The sequence below is a fragment of the Streptomyces sp. KL116D genome, from assembly GCF_030766975.1.
In the GTDB taxonomy this organism is placed as follows: domain Bacteria; phylum Actinomycetota; class Actinomycetes; order Streptomycetales; family Streptomycetaceae; genus Streptomyces; species Streptomyces longispororuber_A.
Window position 1 is genome coordinate 23890 of the sequence record NZ_JASERH010000097.1, and the last position, 24502, is coordinate 48391.

14 protein-coding genes are annotated in these 24502 nt (G+C 72.3%); 4 read left to right on the top strand and 10 right to left on the bottom strand.

Annotated elements, in window-relative coordinates:
* Positions 1 to 38: 38 nt before the first annotated feature.
* The 5 genes from RBJ77_RS39070 to RBJ77_RS39090 form a co-directional block, all read right to left on the bottom strand.
* A complete protein-coding gene (locus RBJ77_RS39070; protein WP_372349320.1) occupies positions 39 to 1349 on the bottom strand; it encodes an FAD-dependent oxidoreductase in 1311 nt (436 codons plus the stop codon).
* 5 nt (positions 1350 to 1354) lie between these two features.
* Positions 1355 to 2236 carry an ACP S-malonyltransferase gene (locus RBJ77_RS39075; protein WP_372349321.1) on the bottom strand — a complete coding sequence of 294 codons (882 nt, stop codon included), beginning with the start codon at positions 2234 to 2236 and terminating at the stop codon, positions 1355 to 1357.
* 11 nt (positions 2237 to 2247) lie between these two features.
* Complete coding sequence (locus RBJ77_RS39080) at positions 2248 to 7551, bottom strand: beta-ketoacyl synthase N-terminal-like domain-containing protein (protein WP_372349322.1); 5304 nt, start codon at positions 7549 to 7551, stop codon at positions 2248 to 2250.
* A 66-nt stretch (positions 7552 to 7617) separates the two neighbouring features.
* Complete coding sequence (locus RBJ77_RS39085; protein WP_372349323.1) at positions 7618 to 8475, bottom strand: polyketide synthase dehydratase domain-containing protein; 858 nt, start codon at positions 8473 to 8475, stop codon at positions 7618 to 7620.
* Positions 8472 to 13316 carry a beta-ketoacyl synthase N-terminal-like domain-containing protein gene (locus RBJ77_RS39090; protein WP_372349324.1) on the bottom strand — a complete coding sequence of 1615 codons (4845 nt, stop codon included), beginning with the start codon at positions 13314 to 13316 and terminating at the stop codon, positions 8472 to 8474. The genes RBJ77_RS39085 and RBJ77_RS39090 overlap by 4 nt, the downstream gene beginning before the upstream one ends.
* A gap of 183 nt (positions 13317 to 13499) precedes the next feature.
* Here RBJ77_RS39090 and RBJ77_RS39095 point away from each other — a divergent pair, with 183 nt between their 5' ends.
* A complete protein-coding gene (locus RBJ77_RS39095) occupies positions 13500 to 15020 on the top strand; it encodes an SDR family NAD(P)-dependent oxidoreductase (RefSeq protein WP_372349325.1) in 1521 nt (506 codons plus the stop codon).
* A gap of 13 nt (positions 15021 to 15033) precedes the next feature.
* Here RBJ77_RS39095 and RBJ77_RS39100 read toward each other — a convergent pair whose 3' ends face one another.
* Complete coding sequence (locus RBJ77_RS39100; protein WP_372349326.1) at positions 15034 to 16299, bottom strand: MFS transporter; 1266 nt, start codon at positions 16297 to 16299, stop codon at positions 15034 to 15036.
* Positions 16300 to 16512: 213 nt separating this feature from the next.
* Here RBJ77_RS39100 and RBJ77_RS39105 point away from each other — a divergent pair, with 213 nt between their 5' ends.
* The 3 genes from RBJ77_RS39105 (at position 16513) to RBJ77_RS39115 (ending at position 20110) form a co-directional block, all read left to right on the top strand.
* A complete protein-coding gene (locus RBJ77_RS39105) occupies positions 16513 to 16773 on the top strand; it encodes an acyl carrier protein (protein ID WP_372349327.1) in 261 nt (86 codons plus the stop codon).
* Positions 16770 to 18392 (top strand): HAD-IIIC family phosphatase, encoded by a 1623-nt coding sequence (locus tag RBJ77_RS39110; protein ID WP_372349328.1) that lies wholly within the window; start codon positions 16770 to 16772, stop codon positions 18390 to 18392. The genes RBJ77_RS39105 and RBJ77_RS39110 overlap by 4 nt, the downstream gene beginning before the upstream one ends.
* Positions 18393 to 18469: 77 nt before the next feature.
* Complete coding sequence (locus tag RBJ77_RS39115) at positions 18470 to 20110, top strand: PQQ-binding-like beta-propeller repeat protein (RefSeq protein WP_372349329.1); 1641 nt, start codon at positions 18470 to 18472, stop codon at positions 20108 to 20110.
* 71 nt (positions 20111 to 20181) lie between these two features.
* Here RBJ77_RS39115 and rfbB read toward each other — a convergent pair whose 3' ends face one another.
* The 4 genes from rfbB to RBJ77_RS39135 are packed head-to-tail and all read right to left on the bottom strand — an operon-like array spanning position 20182 to position 24492.
* Positions 20182 to 21165 (bottom strand): dTDP-glucose 4,6-dehydratase, encoded by a 984-nt coding sequence (rfbB, locus tag RBJ77_RS39120; RefSeq protein ID WP_372349330.1) that lies wholly within the window; start codon positions 21163 to 21165, stop codon positions 20182 to 20184.
* A gap of 36 nt (positions 21166 to 21201) precedes the next feature.
* On the bottom strand, positions 21202 to 21987 hold the full coding sequence (locus tag RBJ77_RS39125; protein ID WP_372349331.1) for a thioesterase II family protein: 786 nt from the start codon (positions 21985 to 21987) through the stop codon (positions 21202 to 21204).
* The gene (locus RBJ77_RS39130; RefSeq protein WP_372349332.1) at positions 21984 to 23204 is read right to left on the bottom strand and encodes a cytochrome P450; all 1221 of its coding nucleotides are present in this window, start codon (positions 23202 to 23204) and stop codon (positions 21984 to 21986) included. Before RBJ77_RS39130 ends, RBJ77_RS39125 begins: the two co-directional genes overlap by 4 nt.
* 52 nt (positions 23205 to 23256) lie before the next feature.
* The gene (locus RBJ77_RS39135; protein ID WP_372349333.1) at positions 23257 to 24492 is read right to left on the bottom strand and encodes a class I SAM-dependent methyltransferase; all 1236 of its coding nucleotides are present in this window, start codon (positions 24490 to 24492) and stop codon (positions 23257 to 23259) included.
* Positions 24493 to 24502: the final 10 nt, after the last annotated feature.

The following is a 24502-nucleotide window of genomic DNA, read 5'->3' on the forward strand; positions in this document are numbered from 1 at the left end:
AGAGAAAGTGAGGTCGCGACGGGCCGGCGGGTGGGGGCTCATACGCCCATGAACTCCTTGATCCCCCGGAACTGGCCGAGGGCCGGCGCGTCGTCGGGGAACGGGTACGCGACGCCCAGCCGGTCGGCGATGACCATGCCGGAGACGATCGCGCCCTCGTGTCCGGTGACGCTGGTGTCGGTGCCGCAGAACCAGAGGTTGTCGCGGCCCTGGATGCGGCTGAGCCGCTTCTTGCGGCCGACGTCCACCGGGCGGAGCTGGGGCAGCTTCCACTTGCGCCGGACGATGACCTGCGCGGGGTCGACCTCCTCCTGCGGGTCGAACGTGATGAGGATGGGCTGCTCGACGTCCCGGTAGGGGTGCAGCACGTTGCAGTTGCGGGTGAGGCTGCCCATCTGCTCCTCGGCGCGGGCGAGTTCGAAGTCGTCCGGCATCCGGAACTGGCAGTAGGCGTTGCGGCCGACCGTGCTGAGCCAGCTCTCGTCCTGGTGCAGCACGCTCTCCACCGGCACGTACGCGAAGTCGCCGAGCAGCTCCGCGTACTCCGGGTCCGGGGTGCGCAGCAGGGACAGCGTGATGTCCGCGTGCGTGGCGAACACGACCTGGTCGAACTCGTGCGCCTGCCCGCCGGCCACCACGGTCACGCCCGCGTCCGTCGGGGTGACGGACTCGACGGGCGTGTTCAGCCGGATCCGCTCGCCGAGCTCGGCCTCGATCAGGCCGAGGTAGGCGTGGATGCCGCCGTGCGCCTTGCGCCAGTAGCCGGGGGCGAAGAAGGAGAGCAGGTTCATGCTGAAGGACAGCGCGACGTACATGAGGTTGTAGTCGAGCGACGGCGCGTGGCAGCCCGAGTAGATGCTCAGGATCGGGTTCATCGCCTGGTACTTGAACGCCTTGGAGTACCCGTTCTTGTCCAGGTACTCGCCGATGCTCATGGTCTTGTACGAGTCGTCGCCCGAGCTCGGCAGTTGGTTCATCTCCTGGTGGAACCGGTCGAACTCGTCGTGCAGCTCCTCGCGCAGCGCGCCGAGGAAGTCGAGGTTGTTCCACGTCTGCCCCTCGCCGGGGAAGTCGACGTGCACGGAGGACGGCGCGACGTAGGTGCCGATGCCGAAGTCGGTCAGGACGCGGAACAGGTTGGGCGAGAGCTTCTCGTTGAAGTGCTCCACGCCCATGTCGACGTGGAGGGTGCCCTGGTCGGTCTCGACCGGGTGGCTGTAGGCGTGCCCGCCCAGGTACTCGCCCGCCTCGAAGAGCGTGACGTCGTACTTCCGGGACAACTGCCAGGCCGCGACGGCGCCGGAGCCGCCGCCACCGATCACGGCGATCCTGCTGTTTGCTGATTCCACGGTCATCACTTCCTGGGCTCGGCCTGCGGCGCGGGTTCGTCGCCGAGGATCTGTGCGCTCAATTTGGTCAGGACCGTGCCGGGACCGATCTCCTCGAAGGTCTTGTGTCCCGTACGGGCCAGATGGGTCGTGGTCTGCCACCACCGCACCGGCTTCACCAGCTGGAAGACCATCTCCTCCAGCAGGTGGGCGGCGCCCAGCGTCCGGCCGCTCGTCGTGGAGACGACGGCCTTGGCGGGCGGCGCGAACTCCCGGTCCCGCAGGAACCGGGCGAAGTCGCGCCTGGCCTGCTCCATGTGCCGGGAGTGGAAGGCCCCGCTGACCGGCAGCCACACGCAGCGCAGGCCGGTCTCCTCCAGGCGCGGCGCGAGTTCGTCCAGGCGCGGTTTCGCCGCGCTGAGGACGACCTGTTCGCGGCTGTTGTAGTTGGCGACGTCCACGTCGAAGAACTCCAGCCGGGCGAGGTGTTCGTCGATGGCGTGCGCCTGCGGGCCGAGGACGGCGATCATCGCCCCGCCGCGCGCCTCCTGCATGAGAGCGCCGCGCTTGGAGACGATCTCCAGTCCTTCGAAGAGGTCGAAGACACCGGCCGCGAACAGCGCCGGGTACAGGCCGAGGCTGTGGCCCGTCACGCAGCGCACCGGTTGGTCCCCGTGCCGCTCGACGTGCGCCAGGTACATCAGGCAGCTGACGAAGTAGACCGCCTGCTGGGTGTACGAGGTCTCGTTGAGCAGGGCGTGCGGGTCCTCCAGGCACAGTTCGCGCAGGGAGTGCCCGACGACGTCGTCGGCCCTGGCGCACAGGTCCGGGTAGGCGTCGAAGACTTCCCTGCCCATGCCCAGGCGCTGGGAGCCCTGCCCGGGGAACATCAGGACGTCGATGGCCATCGCCGCCCCCGTCAGTTCAGCTCGGTGACGGTGAACGGCGCGGCGGCCGGCGCCGGGGAGGGGCCCGGGGCGGCGGCGCCGCTGCCGCCACCGACGGCGACCGACACGACTTCCTCCAGGGCCACCAGGACATCGCCGTGCTCGTCGGTGAAGAAGAAGTCGTACGTACGGGTCCGCTGCGAGCCGCCGGGCCGGGCCACGCAGTGGCAGTACACGGCCTCGTCGCGCGGGGCCCTGACCACGGTGAGGCGGCCCAGGACGTAGGGGACGAACACGGGGCCGCCGGTGCCCTCCTCGGCCGCCAGCAGGATGGACAGCTGCATCCCGCAGTCGAGCAGTGCGGGCGACAGGCCGTACCCCCAGTCGCGGTCGACGTGCAGGAAGGCCCGTACCGCGCCGGGTCCGACCTCGGCCCAGCGCACGCCGCGCAGCGGTTCGCCGTAGTCGTAGCCGAGGCGCCGGAAGGTGTCGTAGATCTCCCGCCGGTGCTGCTTGCGGGCGCCCGCGGGCGGGGCGGGCGGGGTGCCGACGGCGGCCGGTGCCGTCACCTCGGCGGTGCAGTGCGCTTCGCCGGTGGCGCGGTCGACGATCGACAGTTCGGTGCCGCGCTCGCGGACCTCGACGGCCGCGGGGTCGGTGATCGGCTTCTGCCAGAGCACGTTGCCGAGGGCGCGGCCCTCGGCGCGCCCGGCGAGGACGGCGAGCGTCCAGGCGGCGGGCGCCATGGGCACGCCGTCGATGCGGTGGGCGGACACCAGCGAGTCCAGCGAGTGGAAACCGGACTCCTCGGACCTGATCCAGTGGCGGTGACGCAGCAACGGGTAGGCGGGCAGGTCGGCGGGGGCGGTCCTCGGGTAGTAGGCCGCCCAGTCCGGGGAGCCGCCCGACTCGTACAGGGCGGCGATGTCGTGGGCGGTGCGGGCGGAGAGTTCCTCGACCGCGGCCGGTGCCGGGGCGGCCCGGGGCGCGGGGCGGCGGCTCAGGTCCTGCTCCAGGCCGCGGACGAGTTCGTCCTGGTCGCGGCAGACGATCGCGACGCGGTGCGCGAGGCCGTCGCGGCGGCAGGCCAGCGTGTGGGCGAGGGCGTCCATGTCGACGCGGCGCCCGCGCAGCCACTGCGCCAGCTCGTCCATGGCCAGTTGCAGTCCGGCGCCGGTGTGGTGGGAGAGCGGGATGACGTAGGTGTCGCGGCGCGGGCGGCCGGCGGTCGCGGTCCGCTCGGGGACGCCGCGCAGGACGACGTGGGCGTTGGCGCCGCCCGCGCCGAAGGAGCTGACGGCGGACACCAGGGGCAGGTCGGCGGGCCACCGCTCGCGCTGCGTGCTGAGCTTGAAGGGGGTGTCATCGAAGTCCAGGTGCGGGTTGGTGCGTTCGGCGTGCAGCGAGGGCACCAGGGAGCCGTGGCGCATCTGGAGGACCGCCTTGAGCACACCGCTGAGGCCGGCCGCGGACTCCAGGTGGCCGATGTTCGACTTCACCGAGCCGAGCCGGATCCGCTGGGTGCCGGCCGCGGCGTAGGCCTTGGTGAGGGCCCGCAGTTCGATGGGGTCGCCCAGGGCGGTGCCGGTGCCGTGGGCCTCGACGTAGCCCACCTCCTCGGGGGCCGTGCCGGCCGCCGCGAGGGCCTTGGTGACGAGGGAGTACTGGGCCTCGGGGTTGGGTGCGGTGTAGCCGTTGGCCCGGCCGCCCGCGTTGACCGCGGAGCCGCTGATGAGGGCGTATACGCGGTCGCCGTCGCGCAGGGCGTCCTCGGCGGGCCTGAGCACCAGGCTGATGACGCCCTCGCCGTCGACGAAGCCGTCGGCGCCCGCGCCGAACGGCCGGCACTCGCCGGTGCGGGACAGCATCTCCAGGCCGCACAGGAGCTGGTACTGCCGGGGGTGCGTGATGAGGTTGACGCCGTTGACGACGGCGCGGTCGCACTCCCCCGTGCGCAGGGACTGGCAGGCGAGGTGCAGCGCGGTCAGGGACGCCGAGCAGGCGGTGTCGACGGCCATGCTGGGGCCGTGCCAGTCGAAGTGGTACGAGGCGCGGTTGGCCATCGACCAGAACGTGGAGGTGGGCGGCTCGGCCCCGGGTTCGGTGGTGGTGTGCCAGGCGTAGCCGCCGTTCATGACGCCGACGAAGACGCCGGTGTCGCTGCCGGCGAGCTGGGCGCGGCTGTGCCCGGAGTCCAGGATCGCCAGGTAGGTCTGCTCCAGGACGAGGCGTTCCTGGGGGTCCATGCGCGCCGCTTCGCGGGGCGTGATGCTGAAGAAGGTGTGGTCGAACGCGTCGATGTCGTCGATGAACGCGCCGCGTTCGGTGTACGCGACGGCGTCGGGGCCGTCCGCGACGCGGGTCCTGAACCGCTCGGGGGGCACGGTGGACGTGCAGTCCAGGCCCTCGAAGAGGTTGTCCCAGAACTCCGCGGCGTTCGCCGCCCCGGGCAGCCGCGCGGAGACGCCGACGACGGCTATGTCACCGGGGCGTGGCATCAACTCGGCTTCGGGGCGATGGACTTGCTCGGGCTGGGCGGACACGACGGGCACGGTGTGCTCGGTACGGTCCGGCTGCGCCTGCGGCTCGACGGCCGGTTCGGCGGCGGCCGGGGCGGGGGCGACAGGAGCGGGGAACGCCTCCGCCACCGTGTCCGCGTGCTCGGTGACCAGGAACTCCACCAACCGCGCCACCGTCGGATACTCGAACCACACCGTCGCGGGCACATACCCCACCCGCTCACGCAACGGCTTCAACAACTCCATCGAGATCAACGAATCGATCCCCATGTCCCGGAACGGACGATCCAGCTCCACCTCCGACACATCGAGCCGCATCGTCCCCGCGATCACCTCACGGACGAACTCCTCCACCCGCCCGCGCACATCACCCGTCGCCGCGACGGCAGCCGGGGCGGCAGTGGCCGTGCCGGGCGGCTCGTCCGCCGGGCCGGCCAGCGCGACGAGGACCTGCTGCCCCTCGCCGCCGTGGGTCCGCACGGCGCCGAACCCGGCCTCGTGCATGAGCAGTTGCCACTGGTCGCTGCCGAGCAGGGGGCTGTGCTCGATGCGGTACGGGTCGTTGCTGAGCCACCAGCCGTCGGTGAGGCCGAAGGTGAGCGTGGCGTAGTCCTGCCGGGTGGTGATCTCGTTGAGGACGAGGATGCCGCCCTCGCGCAGCACCTTGCGCACGTTGCGCAGCGTGCCGGGGACGTTCGCCGTGGCGTGCAGCACGTTGGTGGCCACGACGACGTCGAAGGACCCGGTGTACTCCTCGGGCGGGTTGTCGATGTTGCAGATCTCGTAGGAGACGTACGGGTAGTCGTCGCCGAAGGCGTCGCGGGCCTTGTGCAGGAACGCGTACGACAGGTCGGTGAAGTGGTAGCTCACGTCGCGCGGGTCGAGCCGCGGCAGGACGAACTTGGTGGTGCTGCCGGTGCCGGCGCCGATCTCCAGGACGCGCAGCGGGCGGCCCGCCGTGCGGCGCTGGTAGTTGGTCACCACCTCGGCGCAGATCCGGTTGAAGTAGTCGGCGATGGGGTTGCTCTGGTAGACGGGCGCGACCAGGTCGAAGGAGCCGTCGGGGAACAGCACCTCGACCGCGTCGATCGCACCGCTCAGGACGTCGGGCAGATGGTCAAGGCACCGGTCGAGCAGAGTGATGTGGCCGGTCAACTCCGGGTAGTCGCGCAGGAGTTCGGCGCGGGGCAGGGAGTGGGCCGCGGGCATGGCGGCGATGGCGTCCGTCAGCAGCGCGTACTTGCCGATCGCGCCGGCCGGCAGCGGCACCTGGCGCAGCCGCCACCGGGTGTACGCCTCCAGGCGCTCGGAGAGGTCCCGGTTGCGGGCGACGTCGGAGTCGTCGTCCCGCAGGACCGGCACCACGTCGGTGAGGACTCCCGGGGAGCCGGTGGTCGGTGCCGCGGCGGCGGCGGGCTTGTGCGGCGTGATTCCCATGCGCTCCAGCGCCTCTTCCGTTCCCTTGACACACGTGATCCGTCGGTCGTCGCCCGCGAGGAACCGCTCGATGACCGCCAGCCCTTCGGCCGGTTCGATCGAGCCGATCCCGAGGCCCTGCATCCGCTCCCGGTACTCCGGCTTCGCCACGACCCCGATCTCGCCCCAGTAGCCCCAGTTGACGACCTTGGCGTCGATCAGCAGGGCCTGGTGGAGGAGGTCCGCGTAGGCGTCCTTGGCCACGCAGGCGGCGGCGTAGTTGCCCTGTCCCGCGCTGGCGATGTGGGCCTGGACGGAGGAGAAGAAGAGGCAGAAGTCGAGTTGTCGGCCGCGCAGCGCGTCCACCAGGTGGTGGGTGCCGTGCAGCTTCGGGCGCAGTACGTCGCCGAGGACGCTCCCGCTCATGGTGGCGAGGGTGGCGTCCTGGAGGACGAGGGCGGAGTGGACGACGCCGTGGATGACCTCGTGGCCGTCCAGCGCCCGCTTGAGGGCCGCCGCGTCGGCCAGGTCGACCTGGTGGTAGTGCACCGCGCGGGCGCCCGACTCCCGTATCCGGTCGGCCTGTTCGGCGAAGTCCGCGGGGGCGCGGCGGCCGATGACGACCACCTCGGCCCGGTACTCGGCGGCCAGGTACTCGGCGAGCAGGCCGCCGAGTCCGCCGGTGCCGCCGAGGACGACGTAGGTGCCGCCGGTCCGGAACGCCGAGTGTTCGGGCCAGCCGGGGAGGACCGCAGGCTCCATCGACGCGACGGCGTACGCGTCGTCCCGGACGCAGACGGGTGCGCCCGCGACGGTCGGCAGCGGCCGGTCGAGGGCGGCGGCCAGCGTCGCGGCGGTGAGGTCGGCGAGACAGAAGCAGCGCACGGACCAGTCGGGCCGCTCCTTGGCGAGGGCCTGGGCCAGGCCGACGTACACGCCGTCCGCGGGGTGGGTGGCGGCGGTGAACAGCGGGCTGTGCACGGCCTTGTCGGTGAACACGTCGAGGCGGACCCGCGGCCAGCGGTCGAGGGCGTGGACGAGGTCGAGGAAGGCGGTGTGGTCCGCGTCGCTGATGCCGTCGGCCCAGGAGGTGCGGCTGACGAACACCAGGTGCTCGTCGGCGGCCGGGGCGGCGGCGAGCGCGGCCACCGCGGGGGCGTCGAGGCGCAGCACCCGGTGGCCGGGGAACCGCTCCGTCAGTTCCTGGTGGAGTCGGGTCTGGGACGGCGGCACCAGGAAAGTGCGCGGGCCGCCGTCCGCGGCGCCCGGCGGGTCGAGCCTGCCGTGCGTCCACTGCGGCGCGAACACCATCGAGTCCACGGCGGCACGGCGGACCAGCGAGACGTCGGGGCGCGCCGTACCGGACGCGGAGTTTCCGCTTCGCCATTCGTTGCGACTCAACAAAATCCCCTATGTCTAGGACGCCGATTCGGGAAAGGAATCAAAGGGCGGAATCAGAGGGCGGGTTCACAGGGCGGGTTTGACGCCGAGGTCGACGACCGAGAGAAGCGGTCCGTAATCCTCGTCGTACACCGTGAAGTGGGTCCGGAAGGGAGAGAGTTTCTCCGTCAGGACGAATGCGGAGTCGGCGGGAAACCGCGCCGGAGCGTGAAAGATCATATGTCCCATGGAGAAGGGCATCAAGCTGTCCCGGTGTTCCCCGACGGAGATCGCCAGGCCCGACTGGAAGGCGCAGTCGAGGAGGTTGACCAGGCCCATCGGTGTTCCGTCGTTGTGCGAGAGCCACGCCAGGGACCGTTGTCCGTACCGCTGGACATAGGTGTTGCGGCGGAAGTAGGGGCCGTAGTCGATGCCCATGTCCGAGAACGCTCCGTAGAGTTCGCTCCGGGTGAGATGGGACGTGGTGTGCGCGCAGATCTCGTCGCGCACGTCCAATCCGATCACGGGTTCCCGGTCCAGTTTCTCGACCGTTCCCGTCTTCTCGAAAAGAAGTGTGCCCATCGCGCAGAGGGCACCGCGATTGGTCACCGTGTAGTCCAGCGCGGTCGCGTCGCCCGGCGGGGCTCGGAAGGCCACGACGAGGTCGTCCAGCGGCTCCTCGCCGGACACGGGCCGCAGCCAGGCGGCGTCCCGGACGGCGAACACGGTGGCGCCGGGGCGGAGTTGACCGGCTCCGCGCAGCGCCATCTCCAGACAGGCGACGCCCGGCAGCACGCGGCGCCCGCCCACCAGGTGCTCTCTCAGATAGGTGTGGTCGCGGTCGATGTGCGCCCGGAAGGTGCCCGGCTCGTCGGCCGCGAGGAGCCGGATCGGCTGCACCGCGGCGGGTCGGGCCGCCGTGCCGGCCTGCGTCTGGGGCGTCATGCGGTCCGTCCCTCGTCGGTGAACCAGAGATCCGTGTCGTCGAACGGGTAGCCGGGCAGCCGCAGCCGCTGCGGGGTGTGCGGCGCGAACAGCGCCTGCCAGTCGACCGGCCGGCCGGACAGGAAGGCGTCGCGGGCCGACTCGGGGGTCGGCTGTCCCACGTCCCGCCCCCACTCGGGCGTCCCTGCCTGCGCCGGTGTCTGCGGGTGGACGGGTTCGCCCGCCGTGCGCAGCGCGTGCAGCAGTTCGGCGCCGGACGACGGGCACCACGCGAGGCGGTACGCCATCGGCTCGCGCCGGCACAGGGTGTACGAGAGGTCCCGCAGGTCCTCGTCCGACAGCGGCCCGCCGCGCTCGACGTGGTCGAGCAGCGCGGCCGTCACCCGGCGCAGCGCCTGCGGGGTGCGCGCCGACAGCGGGACGAGGCGGGTGCGCGCGGGGGTGGCGCGCCGGGCGGCGGGGGCGGGCGGCGCGGAGAGCACCACGTGCGCGTTGGTGCCGCCGAAGCCGAACGAGCTGATCCCGGCGACGAGTTCGCCGTCGTCCCAGGGCACCGTCTCGCCCAGCACCTCGAAGGGGGTGCCGTCGAGGGTGATGCCGGGGTTGAGTTCCTGGAAGTGCAGGTTGCCCGGCAGGGTCCGGTGCTCGAACGCCTTGATCACCTTGGTCAGGGAGGCGACGCCCGCGGCGGGCTCCAGATGCCCGATCTGGGACTTGACCGCGCCGAGCCGCACCCGGCGCCCGTCGGGGCCCGCGGGCCCCGGCACCAGCTGCTCCCAGGCCCGCTTCAGCGCGTCGATCTCGATCGCGTCGCCGAGCACGGTGCCGGTCCCGTGGGTCTCTATGTAGCCGGTGCGGGCGGCGAGTTCGGGGGTGTAGGCGTCCAGGAGGAGGCTGTACTGGGCGTTGGGGTTGGGGGCGGTGAGCGAGTTGGCGCGGCCGCCGTGGTTCTCGACCGCGCTCTCGACGACGGCGCGGATGTCGTCGCCGTCGGCGACGGCGTCCGCCAGCCGCTTGACCAGGAAGCTGCCGTAGCCCTCGCCGCGGACGTAGCCGTCGGCGGCGGCGTCGAAGGTCGCGCACCGGTGCTCGGGAGAGAGGAACCGGGCCGCGTGCAGCCCCTCGTTGATCTGGGAGTCGAGGATGAGGTTGACGCCGCCGACGACCGCCGCGTCGCAGACGCCCGCCCGCAGGTCGCGGCAGGCCTTGACCAGCGCGACCAGCGATCCCGAGCAGGCCGTGTCGAGGACCGTGGAGGGGCCGTGCCAGTCGAACCAGGAGGAGATCCGGTTCGCGACGAGGCTCATGGAGTGCCCGACCAGCGAGTACGGGATCTGCCGTGCGTCGGCCCTGGCCTGGAGCAGCGCGTAGTCGCTGCCGGTGGCGGCCATGTAGCAGCCGGTCCGGGAGCCGCTCAGCTCCGACGGCGCGTATCCGGCGTCCTCCAGGGTGTGCCACACGGACTGCAGCAGCAGCCGCTGGCGCGGGTCCATCCAGCTGGCCTCGCGGGGCGAGATGGAGAAGAACCGGGCGTCGAAGCCCTTGATCCCCGGCAGGAACCCGGCGAACTCACCGGGCAGTTGACGCTCCGTGCCGGCCGGGCCGACGCAGTTCTTGCCGTCGAGCAGGGTCTGCCAGAACGTCTCGGGGTCCGGTCCGCCGGGCAGCACGGCGGCGAGCCCGACGATGGCCAGCCGGTCGTCGCCGCCGGAGCGCCGGGGAGCGGTCGCGGGCGCCGCGGCCGCGGGCCGGGCGGTCCGCTGCGGTGCGGCCGGCCCGTCGGCGCGGCCCTCGGTCAGCCGTGCGACGGTCTCGGCGACGGCCCGCAGCGTGTTCATCCGGTAGAAGTCGTGGGCGTGGACGACGATCCCGTACCGGTCGCTGATCCGGGCCGCGAGGACGTTGTAGCCGAGCGAGGTGACGCCCTGGTAGCCGAGCGGCCGGTCGGCGTCCGGTTCCGGCAGGCCCAGTTCGGCGGCGACGAGCCGGCGCAGCTCGGTGAGCAGATCGGTCCCGGGCGCCTCGGCGGTGTCCGTGGCGGCCGGCCGGGCGGCGGTGCCCTGCGCGGGCCGCTCGTCCTCGGGGAACAGGCCGAGCTCGGACAGCGGCGCCTCGCCGAGCCTCTTGACGTCGGTCTTGCCGTTGGCGGTGAGCGGGATCTCGGCCAGCCGGTGCACGGCCTGCGGAACCATGTAGTACGGCAGGGTGTCCCGGCACCGTTCGAGCACCGCGGCGGCGTCGAAGGGCTCGTCGGCGGGCAGCCGCACGAAGCAGCGCAGGTGCGGCTCGGGCTCGGACCGCACGACGGCGACCACGGTCGCGGACGGCACCTGGGCGGTGACCGCGGCGGTCACCTCGCCGAGTTCGATCCGGTGTCCGTTGACCTTGCGCTGGCCGTCCTTGCGGGAGACGTACGTGAGGTGTGGTCCGTCGTGGCGGACCAGGTCGCCGGTGCGGTAGGAGGGCGTGCCGTCGGGCAGCGTGCCGAACGCCGTCGCCGGGGCGTTCAGATAGCCGAGCGCGACGCAGTCCCCGGCGATCATCAACTCGCCGCACATGCCCGGGGCGACGGACCGGCCGTCGGCGTCCACCACGTAGTAGCGGGTGCCCTGCGCGGGCTCGCCCAGGTGGATGCGCCCGGCATCGGTGACGCGCTGCCAGCTGGCCCAGATGGTCGCCTCGGTCGGGCCGTACATGTTGTAGACGGCGGCGCTCTGGCTCAGCAGGTACTGCGCGAGGTCGCGGTCCAGGGCCTCCCCGCCGCACAGCAGCGTCATGGGCCGCCGGGCCCGCCAGCCCGCGGACCTGAGGATCCGCCAGGTGGACGGCGTGGCCTGGACGACGCTCGCCCCGCTGGCGTCGATGCGCTCGGCGAGCAGGGTCGCGCTGGTCCTGGCCTCCTCGGACAGGACGTGGACGGTGGCGCCGCACAGCAGCGGCAGCAGGATCTCCATGAGCGAGATGTCGAAGCCGATCGGGGTCAGGGCCACGATGCGGTCGTCCGGACCCATCCCCGGGTCCTGGCGCACCGCGTCGAGGAAGTTGGCGAGGTTGCCCTCGCTCACCGCGACGCCCTTGGGGGTGCCGGTCGATCCCGAGGTGAACAGCACGTACGCGGTGCGGTCCGCGTCGGCCGGGGCCACCGGCACGGGCTGCGGCGGCCCGGGCGCCGGGGACGGCGCGGCGTCCACCTCCAGGGCCGGTGTGCCGGGGAACAGGCGGGCCGCGCGGTCCCGGGTCGCCGGGTCCACCAGGACGACGCCGAGTCCGGCGGTCTCGGCCATGTACGCGAGGCGGCCGTCCGGCAGGTGCGGGTCGAGCGGGACGAAGGTCCGGCGCAGGGCCAGTGCGGTCAGGTACGCGACGGGGATCGCGGCGGACCGCTCCAGGAGGACGCCGACCGGCCGGGTGTCGTCGGCGGGCAGGGCGTCGCCGAGCCGGTGGGCGGCGGCCAGCAGTTCGCCGTAGCTGAGCGAGCGGTGGTCGTCGACGACGGCCACCCGGTCCGGGTCCGCGGCGGCGGCCTCGACGAGCGCCGCGCCGAGGCCCCGGCCGGTCCGCGCGGTCCCGGCGGCGCCCTCGGCGACCGGTTCCAGCGGGCGCGACAGGTCGCAGTGCGCGGGCGGGCGGTGCGGTTCGGCCGTCATGAACCGGGCCAGCCGCAGGAAGTTGGTGGCCAGCGCCGACAGGGCCTCGGGCGACAGCACGCGCGTGGAGGAGTCGAAGGAGAGGTGGATGCCCTGGGCGTCGGCGCTGAAGTTGACGCTCAGTTCGCTCGCGCTGCCGGTGTCGGGCTTGCGCACCCAGGAGGCGGTCACGCCCGCCAGCTCCGGCAGCGCGGTCGGCAGCATCGCCGACGAGGAGTTGACCACGAGGTTGAGGACGCTGCCGCCCTGGTCGGCGGTGGGGCCGGGCCCGGCGGCGGCGAGGGCGAGCAGGTCGGCGGTCGGGAAGCCCTGGTGGTCGCGGAGTTCCTCGCGCTGGGTGCGTATCTGCTCGAACAGCGCCAGCGCGGACGGCCCGCCCGCGACGTCCAGCCACAGCGGCAGCAGATTGGTGTGGCAGCCGTACGGGGAGCCGTACGTCCGGGTGTCCACGGTGTGCGCGACGACGACGTCGCGGTCGTCGTCGCCGTAGGCGTGCACGAGGGCGCCGGTGACGCCCACCACGAACTGGAGCGGGCTCAGCTCGTGTTGGCGCAGGAACCGCTGGACGTCCTCGGCCCGTTCGCCGCTGATCGTCTCCTTGACCGAGATCCGGCGGCCGTCCCCGTGGGGCGCGGCGCCGCCGAAGGGCAGCGGCTGGTGCAGCGGGCGGCCCGCGAGCGCCGCGCGCCAGTGGGCGGCGTCGCGGTCGGCGTCGGACCGGGTCCTGGCGGCGAACTGCCGCTCCAGGACCGGGGTCTCGCCCCGCCAGCAGGCGGCGAGGGCGGCGAGGAAGGGGGCGTAGCAGCCGCCGTCGAACACCACGTGGCTGAAGTCCAGGCGCAGCAGCAGCTTTTCGGCGGATTCCCGCCACCAGCGAAAGCGGAAGAGTTCCTGGCCGGTGGGATCGATACCGCCGGCGTCGAGCAGGTCGTCCTTCCGCTCGCATTTCCGCAGGACGCGGCGGGGCACCGGGCGGCTTTTCGCCACCAGTTCTCCGCCGACTTCCGTGAAGTAGTCGAGAAGGCGCGGGAACGCGGTGGCGACCACGTCCCGCAATGCGGCGTCGAGACGGTCGGCGTCCACGTCCCCGGTCAGCGCGAACACATAACCGACGGTGAGTCCCGGGTCGTCGGGATTCCGCTGGTACCGATTCCACTGAAAACGCTCGTAGGCGCTTGCCTGACGCTCCGTCATGCACACACACCTTTCAACCGCCCGGGACACCCGAACAATTGGTACACGGCACCGGTCCACCTGCACTCGAATCACGGTCGACCCCGCAGGACAGCGCGCACCGCCGGGTGTTCAACTGCTTCCGGACCGCAATTGGACATCGCCGCCCCTCGGTGCGGCGGAGCGCCCATCGGAGGTACTCAGGTGCTGCTCTCGGAAGACGACGTGGCGCTGTTCGCGCGGGTCAGCGGGGACCGGAACGCGCTGCACTGCTCGCCCGGCCACGCCCGCCGCACGCCCTTCGGCCGGACCGTCGCGCACGGCGTCCTCGCGGTCCTGGGGACGCTCGACGAAAGGGCGACGCCCGGCGAAGGCGCGGCGCCCGACGCAAGGGCGGACGGCGGGGCGGGGGTCTCGGCGGTGGAGGCCGACTTCGGCAATCCGGTGTTCCCCGGGGTGCGTTACCGCACCGATGCGCTGGGTGTCACCGGCACGGGGCACCGGCTGCTCGACGGGGACCGGACCTGTCTGACCGTACGGGTCCGTCCCGGCAGCCCGCCGGACCTTGATCCGCTGCCCGTGCCGCCGGCCCGGACGGCACCCCGGCACACCGTCGCCGACCTGCCGCCGGGCACCGCGGTGTCCGGTGCGTACGGCCCGGACGGGCTCGACGCGCTGGCCGGGCGGTTCCCGGCCGCCGCCCGGCTGCTCGGACGGACGCCGCTGGCCTGCCTGTTGTGGTCGAGCTACGTGGCCGGGATGTCCCTGCCCGGCGAGAACTGCCTGTTGGGGCGGGTGGCGCTGCGCTTCCTCCCGGTCGCCGCGAGCGGGCCCGTCCGGCTGGCGTACGCGGCCCGCGTGGTGCACACCGATCCGCGCTTCGGGCTGGTGTCGCTCGTCGGGGAGGTCACGGCGGACGGCGCGGTCGTCGCCGAGGCGGAGATCGAGGCGATGGTCCGCACGCCCGCGCCGGCGGTGACCTCGGCCGCCCTTGGCGAGCACCTGGGCCCGTCCACCCGGCTGCACGGCGCGTCGGCCGTCGTCGTCGGCGGCAGCCGGGGGCTCGGTGCGGCCCTGTCGCTGGGGCTGGCCTCTCAGGGCTGCGAGGTCTTCGTCGGGCACCGCGGCGACACCCTGCCGACGGCGCTGCGGGCCGAGGCCGAAGGGCTGCCGGGGCGGCTGCACTCCGCGCCCGGCGATGCCGCGGATCCGGACTGGAGCGCCGCGTTGGCGTCCCGCGTCGGCCGGCTCGACCTGCTGGTGTGCAGCGCGGCCCCGCCGCTGCGCACGCTGGGGGTGGCCGCCACGGACCTGGAGCGGATGGACGCGTTCCTGACCGGTGCGGTGCGGCTGGTCAGCGCGCCGCTGAGCGGGCTGCTGCCGCTCCTGGAGCCGGGGCGTGGCCAGTGTCTGGTGATCTCGTCGGCCGCCCTGCGCGAACCGCCGCGCGACTGGCCGCACTACGTCGCGGCGAAGTCCGCGGTGGAGGGCCTGGTCCAGTGGGCGGCCCGGCACCACCCGGGCGTCACGTTCCATCTCGCGCGCCCGGGGATGCTCCGGACCGAGCAGACGAACTCCCCCGGCGCCCGGGAGACCGCGGGCCCCGTGGAGCCGGTGGCGGCGGGCCTGGTCCACCACGTGCTGAACCCGCCTCCCGCCGACGGGGTCCCCCACGTGATCGACGAGGCCGCCCTGACCCCGGCCACGGCCGCCGTGCGGGGGTGAGGGCGGCCGGGGATCAGGCCGCTGACGTGCGGTCCGCGGTCTCCCGGGGTTCCTCGGCCGGGGCGGCTCCCGGGCGCACCGCGGCGAACAGGAGGAAGCCGAGGAGGACGAAGACGGCGGCCGAGAAGACGGGGACCGCGCTGGAGCCGTCGATGATGCCGAAGACGACGCCGGACAGACCCGCGGAGAGCGCGGCCACGGCGCCGGCCGTGCCCATCACGGAGCCCTGGTGGCTGTCGTCCACGGCGGCCGACATCAGGCCGACCAGGCCGCTGTACGAGATGCCGTAGGTGGCCGCGCCGACCAGGCACAGGGCGTAGAGCGCGATCCGCGAACCGGTCAGCGCGGTGCCGGCGATGCACACGGTCATCACCGCGAGCGCCCCGGTCACGGCGATCTGCGGCTTGAGGTACTTCATCGACAGCGGCACCAGCGACAGGAACGAGGCGGCGAGGCCGACGCCGACCACCGAGATGAGGTTGGTGACCCCGCGCTGGTCGAAGCCCTCGTTCGCCGTCAGGTACAGGCCGATGAACTGGAAGAACGCGGTCCAGCCCAGGGACATGAGGAGCAGCGCCGTGGCGAGCACCCGGACGCCCGGGAAGGTGAAGGACTCCAAGAGGTGCTTGACCGGGTTCGGGAAGCGCAGGCGTCCGGTCGGCGCGGGCGCCGGGGCCTCGCGGAAGGAGACCAGCAGGACCAGCAGGTTCAGCAGCGTGATGACGGCCACGAAGACGAACGGGGTCTCCAGGCTGAACCAGGAGACCAGGGTGGAGTCGCTGAGGTAGCCGCCGATGAGCGGGCCCACCACGTAGCCGGTCGAGACGCAGAACATGATCAGGCCGATGGAGTTCACCCGGCGTTCCTTCGGCGTGACGTCCAGGATCGCCGCCTGGGCGACGGGCAGGCTGCCGGAGAACAGACCGCCGACCACCCGGGCGGCGACGAACAGGACGACGTCCTGGCGGGCCAGGCCCCAGATGGTCAGCCCGTAGCTGAGGGCGAGCCCCAGCAGACACAGCATCAGCGTCTTCTTGCGGCGGAAGTGGTCGGACAGCGAGCCGAGCAGCGGGGCGCCGAAGAACATCGCCAGCGAATAGCTGCCGATGGCGATTCCGTAGAACAGGTCGCGGGTGCTCGTGCTGCCGCTGCCCATGATGCCGATATCGGCGTCATAGGCGATGGGAATCAGTACCGGAATGATGAGGCTGACGCTCAGGTTGTCGATCAGGATAATGAAATAGAGGGGGATCAGACTGGCCAACCCGCTTTTGCGCATGGGTGTTTCTCCCGGTAGATCGGTGGGGGGTGCAACGACCGCGGGCGGTATCGTAACGCACCAACTTCCCTGCCAGCACTTGGACTTGAGTGCCGCTTGAGTGCGCCCTGACCGGTCACGGGCACGCTGACGGGTAGCACCTCAACAAGTGCCGATTCACCTTTTCCGCCATATGCGTTGGCCGATCACGGCCGAAACGAGGGTGTTCTCCAGATGGAAGCGAATGAACTGAAGTCCCGGTCCGTGGAAAACACGGTGCTCGATGTGTTCGGCACCATCCTGGGCCTGGACGAGGTCGACCCTGACATCCCCTTCGCCGCCCTCGGCGGGGACTCGATGCGGGCGGTGCGCGTGCTGTCGCGGCTCTGGCGCGACCTGGACGTGGAGCTGCCCGTGCACGCGCTCGGCAACGACACGACCGCCGCCGAACTCGCCGCGGCCGTCCGCGCGCACCTGGACGGCAGGGCCGCATGAGCGACGCGACGAAGCCGGGCATCGCCCTCGCCGCGACGTTCACCGCGGACGGCCTCAGGGACGCGATGGCGCGGCGGCTGCGGGAGAGCGGGCGCGAGGTACTGGCGGCGCCGTACGGGCAGTTGGTGGAGCCGATGCTGGATCCCGGCAGCGTGCTCCTCGCCCACGCCGGGGTGAACGTCGTGCTGCTGCGCGCCGAGGACCTGTTCCGCGGCGCCGCGGACCCGTCGGCCGGTGACCGGCTGCTCGACGAGCTGCTCACGGTGCTGTCCGCCGTGCCGGGGCGGTCGGCCGCCACCTGGCTGGTGGCCCTGACCCCGCCGTCGCCCGCCGCCCTCGCCGACCCGGCCCGGGTGCGCTGGACGGAGGCCGCCGCCCGGCGGATCACCGAGACCGTCGCCCCGCTGCCCGGCGTGCACCTGGTGGCGCTCGACGGCCTCGCGGACCGCTACGAGGTGCCGGAGACGCACGACGAGTACGCCGACCGGATCGCCCATCTCCCGTACACCGACGCCTACTTCGACGCGCTGGCCGACCGGCTCGTGCGGCTGGCCCGCACCACCTGGACCAAGCCCCGCAAGGTCGTGGTCCTCGACTGCGACAACACCCTGTGGGCCGGGGTGTGCGGCGAGGACGGGCCGCTCGGGGTGGAGGTCGGGGCGGGCCGCAGGGCCGTCCAGGAGTTCATGCTCGACCAGCGCGCCCAGGGCAAGCTGCTGTGCCTGTGCAGCCGTAACGAAGAGGCGGACGTCCGGGCCGTGTTCGACGAGAACCCCGGCATGGTTCTCACGCTGAAGGACGTCACCGCGCACCGGATCGGCTGGCAGCCCAAGGCCCGGTACCTGTACGAGCTCTCGCAGGAACTGGGGCTCGCGCTCGACTCGTTCGTGTTCGTCGACGACGACGCCGTGGAATGCGCGTCGGTGCGCGCGGCGCTGCCCGAGGTCGCCGTGGTGGAGCTGACCCGGGACGCGGGCGCCGCGCCCCGCCAGCTGGCCCACGAGAGCGCCTTCGACCAGCTCACGGTGACCGACGAGGACCGGCTGCGGGCCGACTGGTACGGGGCCGAGCCGGAGCGCCGGGCCCTGGAGCAGTCGCTCACGGACTACGAGGAGTTCCTCGCCCGCTGCGCCATCGACGTCACGATGACCCCGCTGACCGACTCCGCCCTCGACCGGGCGGCCCAACTGACCACCCGCACCACCCAGTTCACCCTGGCGGGCACCGCGTTCACGGTGCCGGAGCTGCGCGGGCTGCTCGACGCGGGCGGCCGGGGCTGGACGGTGCGGGTCAGCGACGTCTTCGGCGACTACGGCACCGTCGGGCTGATCCTCGCCCGGCCCGACGGCGACGTGCTGGACGTGCCGGTCTTCCTGCTCAGCTGCCGGGTCCTCAACCGCCGGGTGGAGACCCGGATGCTGCGGATGCTCGCCGACCGGGCGGCGGCGGCAGGCTGCCGCACGCTGCGGCTGCCGTACCGGCCCACCGCGCGCAACGCGCCCGCGCGCCGGTTCCTCCAGGAGGTCTCCGGCCACGCCGTCGGCGCCGAGGACGCCGCCGGTGTCCTCGCCGTCGAGGTCGCCGACTGGACCGAGGCGCCCGCGGTGGCCGCGCCGTAGCCGCGCGCCCCGCCCGTACCCCCATCACGTGGCCGGCGATCGGGCCGGCCCCCACACAGGAACGAGGGAACACCTCCATGAACCCCAGTACGGGACGACGGTCCCCCCGCGGCCGCAGGCTGTGGGCGAGACTGTCCGTCGCCGCGACCGGCTGCGCCGCCCTCCTGCTGGCCACCGTCGCCTCCGCCGAGACCGGTGCCCCCGCCGCGAGCCTCACCGCGCAGGCCGGGGCGGAGCACCGGAGCGTGCCGGTGAAGTCCGAGTGGGTCAGCGCGGGCCAGAACAACCACAACACCCGCCACGCCGCCACCGAACGCACCATCGGCCCGCGGAACGTGGGCCGGCTCGCACCGAAGTGGACCTTCACCACCGAGGGCGACGTCTCCGCGACGCCCACCGTCGTGGGCGGCACGGTGTACGTGCCCGACTGGGGCGGCAAGCTGTGGGCCATCGACGCCGACAGCGGCAAGGAGGTCTGGTCGCACAGCATCGCCGAGTACGACGGCGTCGAGGGGCACATGTCCCGGACCAGCCCCGCGTACTGGAAGGGCGATCTGTTCCTCGGCACCGGCACGCTGACGACGACCGCGCTGAAGAGCGCGTACCTGATCTCCGTCGACGCCCGCACCGGCGAGAAGAACTGGATGACCAAGGTCGACGAGGACCCGACGACGGTCATCACCTCCTCCCCCACCGTGGACGACGGCGTCATCTACGTGGGGACGTCCTCCAAGGCGTCGACCCTGCACGACGAGCCGACCTTCCGCGGCTCGCTCATGGCGCTCGACGCCCGCAGCGGCAAGATCCTGTGGAAGACGTACACGATCCCCAAGGGCTACACCGGCGCCTCCGTGTGGGGCAGCCAGCCCGTGGTCGACCACAAGACCGGTCTGGTGTTCGTGGGCACGGGCAACAACTACACGTCGCCGCCCGGCGTCTGCCTCAACCCGAAGCAGACCGACTGCACCCCGCCGGCCGACGACGACCACTTCGACAGCGTCCTCGCCTTCGACCTGAAGACCGGCAGGATCAAGTGGGCGCACCACACGCTGACGGCCGACACCTGGATGATGTACATGCAGAACCAGGCGCCCGACTTCGACTTCGGTTCCGCGCCCAACCTGTACACCACCGAGATCGACGGCAAGCCGAAGCGGCTGCTCGGCATAGGTCAGAAGAGCGGCGTCTACTACGCCCTCGAACCGGCCACCGGCAAGGTCGTGTGGGAGACGCAGGTCGGTCCCGGCGGTCCGCTGGGCGGCATCCAGTGGGGCAGCGCCACCGACGGCAAGCGCATCTACGTCGGCATCGGCAACGGCGCCCACCTGCCCTGGACCATCAAGGCCGCCGACGGCACGAAGTCCACGGTCAACAGCGGGTTCTTCGCCGCGGTGAACGCGGCCACCGGCGAGATCGAGTGGCAGACCGCCGACCCGCAGGGCAAGGAAGGACAGTGGCTCGACGACTCCTTCATCACCCACGCCAACGGCGTGATGTACGCGGGCTCGTCGGCGCCCAGCGGCACCAACATGTACGCGCTGGACGAGAAGACCGGCAAGATCCTCTGGGACTTCGCCAGCGGCGGCTCGGTCTTCGGCGGCGCGGCCGTGGTCGACGGCAGCGTGTACTGGGGCTCCGGCTACTACATCTCGAACGTGGGCGAGGGCCTGAGCGGCCACAACAACAAGCTCTACCGCTTCACCCTCGACGGCCGCTGACCCACCGTCAGGCGCACACGGAGACGGCCCGGGCATCCTGCCCGGGCCGTTTCGTGGTGCAGCGCGTGCGGTCAGGCCGCCGTCGGCTCGTGGCGCAGCGGCTTCCACCACTGCGGGTTGTCCCGGTACCAGTCGACCGTGCGGGCCAGGCCCTCGGCGAAGGGGACGCGCGGCGCGTACCCGAGCTCACGGATCCGGCTGTCGTCGACGGAGTAGCGGCGGTCGTGGCCGAGCCGGTCGGGCACGTGGGCGATCCGCTCAGGTCCCGCGCCGCACTCCCGCAGCAGCCGGTGGGTGAGGTCGAGGTTGGTCAGCTCCTCGCCGCCGCCGATGTTGTAGGCCTCGCCGGGCCTGCCCTTCTCCAGGACCAGCTGGATGCCGCGGCAGTGGTCGTCGACGTGCAGCCAGTCGCGCACGCACAGGCCGTCGCCGTACAGCGGCACCTGGCCGCCCTCCATCAGATTGGTCACGAAGAGCGGGATGAGCTTCTCGGGGTACTGGTGGGGGCCGTAGTTGTTGCTGCAGCGGGTGACGCTCACGTCCATGCCGTACGTACGGGCGTAGGAGCGCGCCAGGATGTCGGCGCCGGCCTTCGACGCGGCGTAGGGCGAGTTCGCCAGCAGCGCGCAGTCCTCGGTCCAGGAGCCCGTCTCGATCGACCCGTACACCTCGTCCGTGGAGATGTGCACGAACCGGGGGACGCGGGCGGCGCGTGCCGCCGACAGCAGGGCCTGCGTGCCCAGGACGTTGGTGCGCACGAAGTCGTCCGCGCCGGCGATGGACCGGTCCACGTGGCTCTCCGCGGCGAAGTTCACCACCGCGTCGTGGCCGGGCAAAAGGTCGGCGAGGAGCGCCGAGTCGCAGATGTCGCCCTGGACGAAGGTGAGTCCCGGGTGGTCGTGGACGTCGGCGAGGTTGGCGGGGTTGCCCGCGTAGGTGAGTTTGTCCAGGGCCGTGATCCGCACGTCCCCTGGGTCGCCGTACGCCCCGCCGAGCAGCCGGCGCACATAGGTGGACCCGATGAATCCGGCGGCGCCGGTGACGAGCAGTCGCACGGGGATTCCCCTTCTGACGTGGTTCTCACATGGTGCTCATGCGGCGGTCGCGCGGGCCGGGACGACGCTCGGGGTACCGGGTGCGAGGTCCGCCAGGACGGCCCGGGCCACCTCGGTGACCCGGTCCTGGAGGTAGAAGTGGCCGCCCGGGAAGACCCGGGTGCGGCCGGGGACCACCGAGAGGCGCAGCCAGTCGGCCAGGTGGCCGGGCCCGCACAGCGGGTCGTCGGTGCCGGTCAGCGCCGTGACCGGGCAGCGCAGGGCCGGTCCGGCCGTCCAGGTGTAGGAGCGCAGGGCCTGGTAGTCGGCCCGCAGCGCGGGCAGGGCCAGGGCCGCGACCTCGGGGTCGTCGAGCGCGTCGCCGCCGCCGAGCCTGCGGACCTCGGCCAGCAGCGCGTCGTCGCCGGCGAGCCGGTCGGTCGGCCCCGCGCCGGTGGTGGGCGCCACGCGGGCGGACACGAACAGCCGGTGCGGGGTGGCGCCGGCCCGGTCCAGGCGGCGGGCCGTCTCGTAGCCGACGAGCGCGCCGAGGCTGTGGCCGAACAGGGCGTACGGCGCGGCGCCCGGCGTGGCGAGCAGCGCCTCCGCGGTCCGGTCGGCCAGTTCGGTCAGCCGTGACAGCGGCGGTTCGTGCCGCCGGTCCTGCCGTCCCGGGTACTGCACCGCCAGCACCTCCACCCGCGGGCCGAGGGCCTGGGCGAGCGAGTGGAAGCTGCTCGCGCCACCCCCGGCGTGCGGGAGGCAGACGAGCCGCAGCGCGGCGTCGGACGGCGGTCCGAACCGCCGCAGCCAGGTCTCCGCCAGGGGGGCACGCGAGGTCACCGGCCCAGCCTCACCGGGAGGCTGTCGATGCCCCGCAGGAACGACCGGCGCCAGCTGACCTGCTCGGGCTCGATGGCCAGGGAGAGGTCGGGGAAGCGGCGCAGCAGGGCGCGCAGTGCGATCTCGCCCTCCATGCGGGCCAGCGGGCCGCCCACGCAGAAGTGGATGCCGTGCCCGAAGGAGAGGTGCCCGGTGGTGTCGCGGGTGACGTCGAAGCGCTCCGGGTCGGGGAACTTGCGGGGGTCGCGGTTGGCGGCGGCGCCCGCGATGAGCACGGTGCTGTGCGCCGGGATGTGCACCCCGCCGATCTCGACGTCCTCCAGCGAGCCGCGGGTGGTGATCTCGGCGGGGCCGAGGAAGCGCAGGGCCTCGTCCACGGCGTTGGGCAGCACCGCCGGGTCGCGGCGCACCTTGGCGAGTTCCTCGGGGTGGGTGAGGAGCAGGTAGGTGGCCATGGCGATGAGGCTGACCGAGGTCTCGAAGCCCGCGATGAGCAGGATCAGGACCACGGAGGCGAGTTCGTCGTTGCTGAGCCGGTCCTGGTCCTCCTCGTGGACGGTGATCAGCGCCGACAGGAGGTCGGACCCGGGGTCGGCGCGGCGGCGGTCGATCAGGTCGAGGATGAAGCCGACCAGGGCGCGGGCCGCCTGCTCGCGCTGCTCGACGCGGTCGGCCTCGATGACCAGGAACTCGTTGCTCCAGCGGCCGAAGTCGCCCTGGTAGCGCTCCTCGACGCCGAGCAGCTCGCTGATCACGGTGATCGGCAGCGGGTAGGCGAACCGCTCGACGAGGTCGGTCGTGTCCTGCCCGTCGAAGCCGTCGAGCAGCCGCTCGGCGAGCTCCTCGATCCGGGCGCGCATCGACTCCACGCGGCGCGCGGTGAACTCCCGGGAGACCAGCTTGCGCAGGCGGGTGTGGACCGGCGGGTCGTTGCTGCCCATGTTGTTGGCGAAGTAGGGCCGGACGTCCTCGGGGATGCCGTGGTAGGTCGGCAGCTCCACCTCCGGCGGCTGCTTCTTCTGGTCGTTGCTCAGCCGCAGGTCGCCGAGGGCGGCCTTGGCCTCGGCGTGCCGGGTGATCAGGAACGCCTCCCGGCCGATGAAGCTGACCTTGCTCACCGGACCCTGCTCGCGCAGCGCGGCGTAGGTGTCGTACTGGTCGATGTGGAAGAGGTCGCTGTCCAGGCTGGGGACGGCGGCCGTGGTGTCGATCGACACGGGGGTCTCTTTCCCTCGGTTGCGGGTGCGGTGTCCGGTGCCGGTCAGGCAGTCAGGCGGTCACGGTGCTGAGCGTCGGCATGGGGAAGACCAGCCTGCCGCCGCTCCGCAGGTACTCCTGCTCGCGCTCGACGAAGCCGGCGCGGTGGATCCAGGGCAGGACGAGGAGCTGGTCGGGCTTGCGGGACTTCGCCTCCTCCTCGGAGACGATCGGGATGCCGCTGCCGGGGGTGAAGCGTCCGGCCTTCTCCTCGCTGACCTCGCCGATGCAGGGCAGGTCGTCGGGGCCGATGCCGCAGTACTGGAGGGTCACGTTGCCCTTGGTCGACGCGCCGTACCCGAAGGTCACGAGGCCGGCCGCGCGGGACTCGTCGAGGAACCCCCGCAGGTCGGCGCGCTGTTGGCGCACCCGGCGGGCGAACGCCTCGTAGGGGGCCATGGTGTCCAGGCCCGCGGCGGCCTCCTTCTCGCGCAGCGCGACCAGGGAGCCCTCGTCGCGCGGGTGGCGGCCGGGGTTCTTGGCGAGGGTGACGTAGAGGCTGCCGCCGTAGACGTCGGTGACCTCGGCCTTCAGGACGGTGAAGCCGACCTGCTCGGCCATCCACTCGATCTGTTGGAACCCGTAGTACTCCAGGTGCTCGTGGCACACCACGTCGTACGCGTTGGCGTCGAGCATCGACGGCATGTAGCTCTGCTCGGTCGCCCAGACGCCGTCGTCGTCGAGGATCGCGTGGATGTCCCGCATGAACTGCAGCGGGTCCGGGATGTCGTAGAACATGCCGGTCGTCGTGACGACCTTGGCGCGCTGCTTGCCGTAGCGCTCGGTGAAGGCGTCGGCGGTGAAGAACTCGGGGATCAGTTCGGCGGGCGGGTAGAACTCGCGGAACTTCTCGCCGGAGGGGTCGATGCCGACCAGGCGCAGTTCCTCGACGGGGTACTGGTGCAGCAGCGTGCCGTCGTTGCTGCCGATGTCGACGACGATGTCGCCCGCCTGGAGGCCGACCAGTTCGGCGGCGGCGACGGCCTTGCCGCGCAGGTGCTCGACCATGAAGGGCCGGATGCCCGGGCGGTAGCCGTAGCCCTCGCCGTACATCAGGCCGAGGTCCGGGGTGTGGCGCAGTTGCAGCAGTCCGCAGCCGGCGGGCGAGCACTTCACCAGCTCCAGCGGGACCGAGGGCACCGGCTCGTCGAGGCTCTTGGGGAAGACGCAGGTCAGCGCCTGGTCGCCCAGGTCGAGCACGGGGAGCAGTTCGCGATTGCCGCAGACACGGCACTGAGTGATGATCATCGTCTGCTCG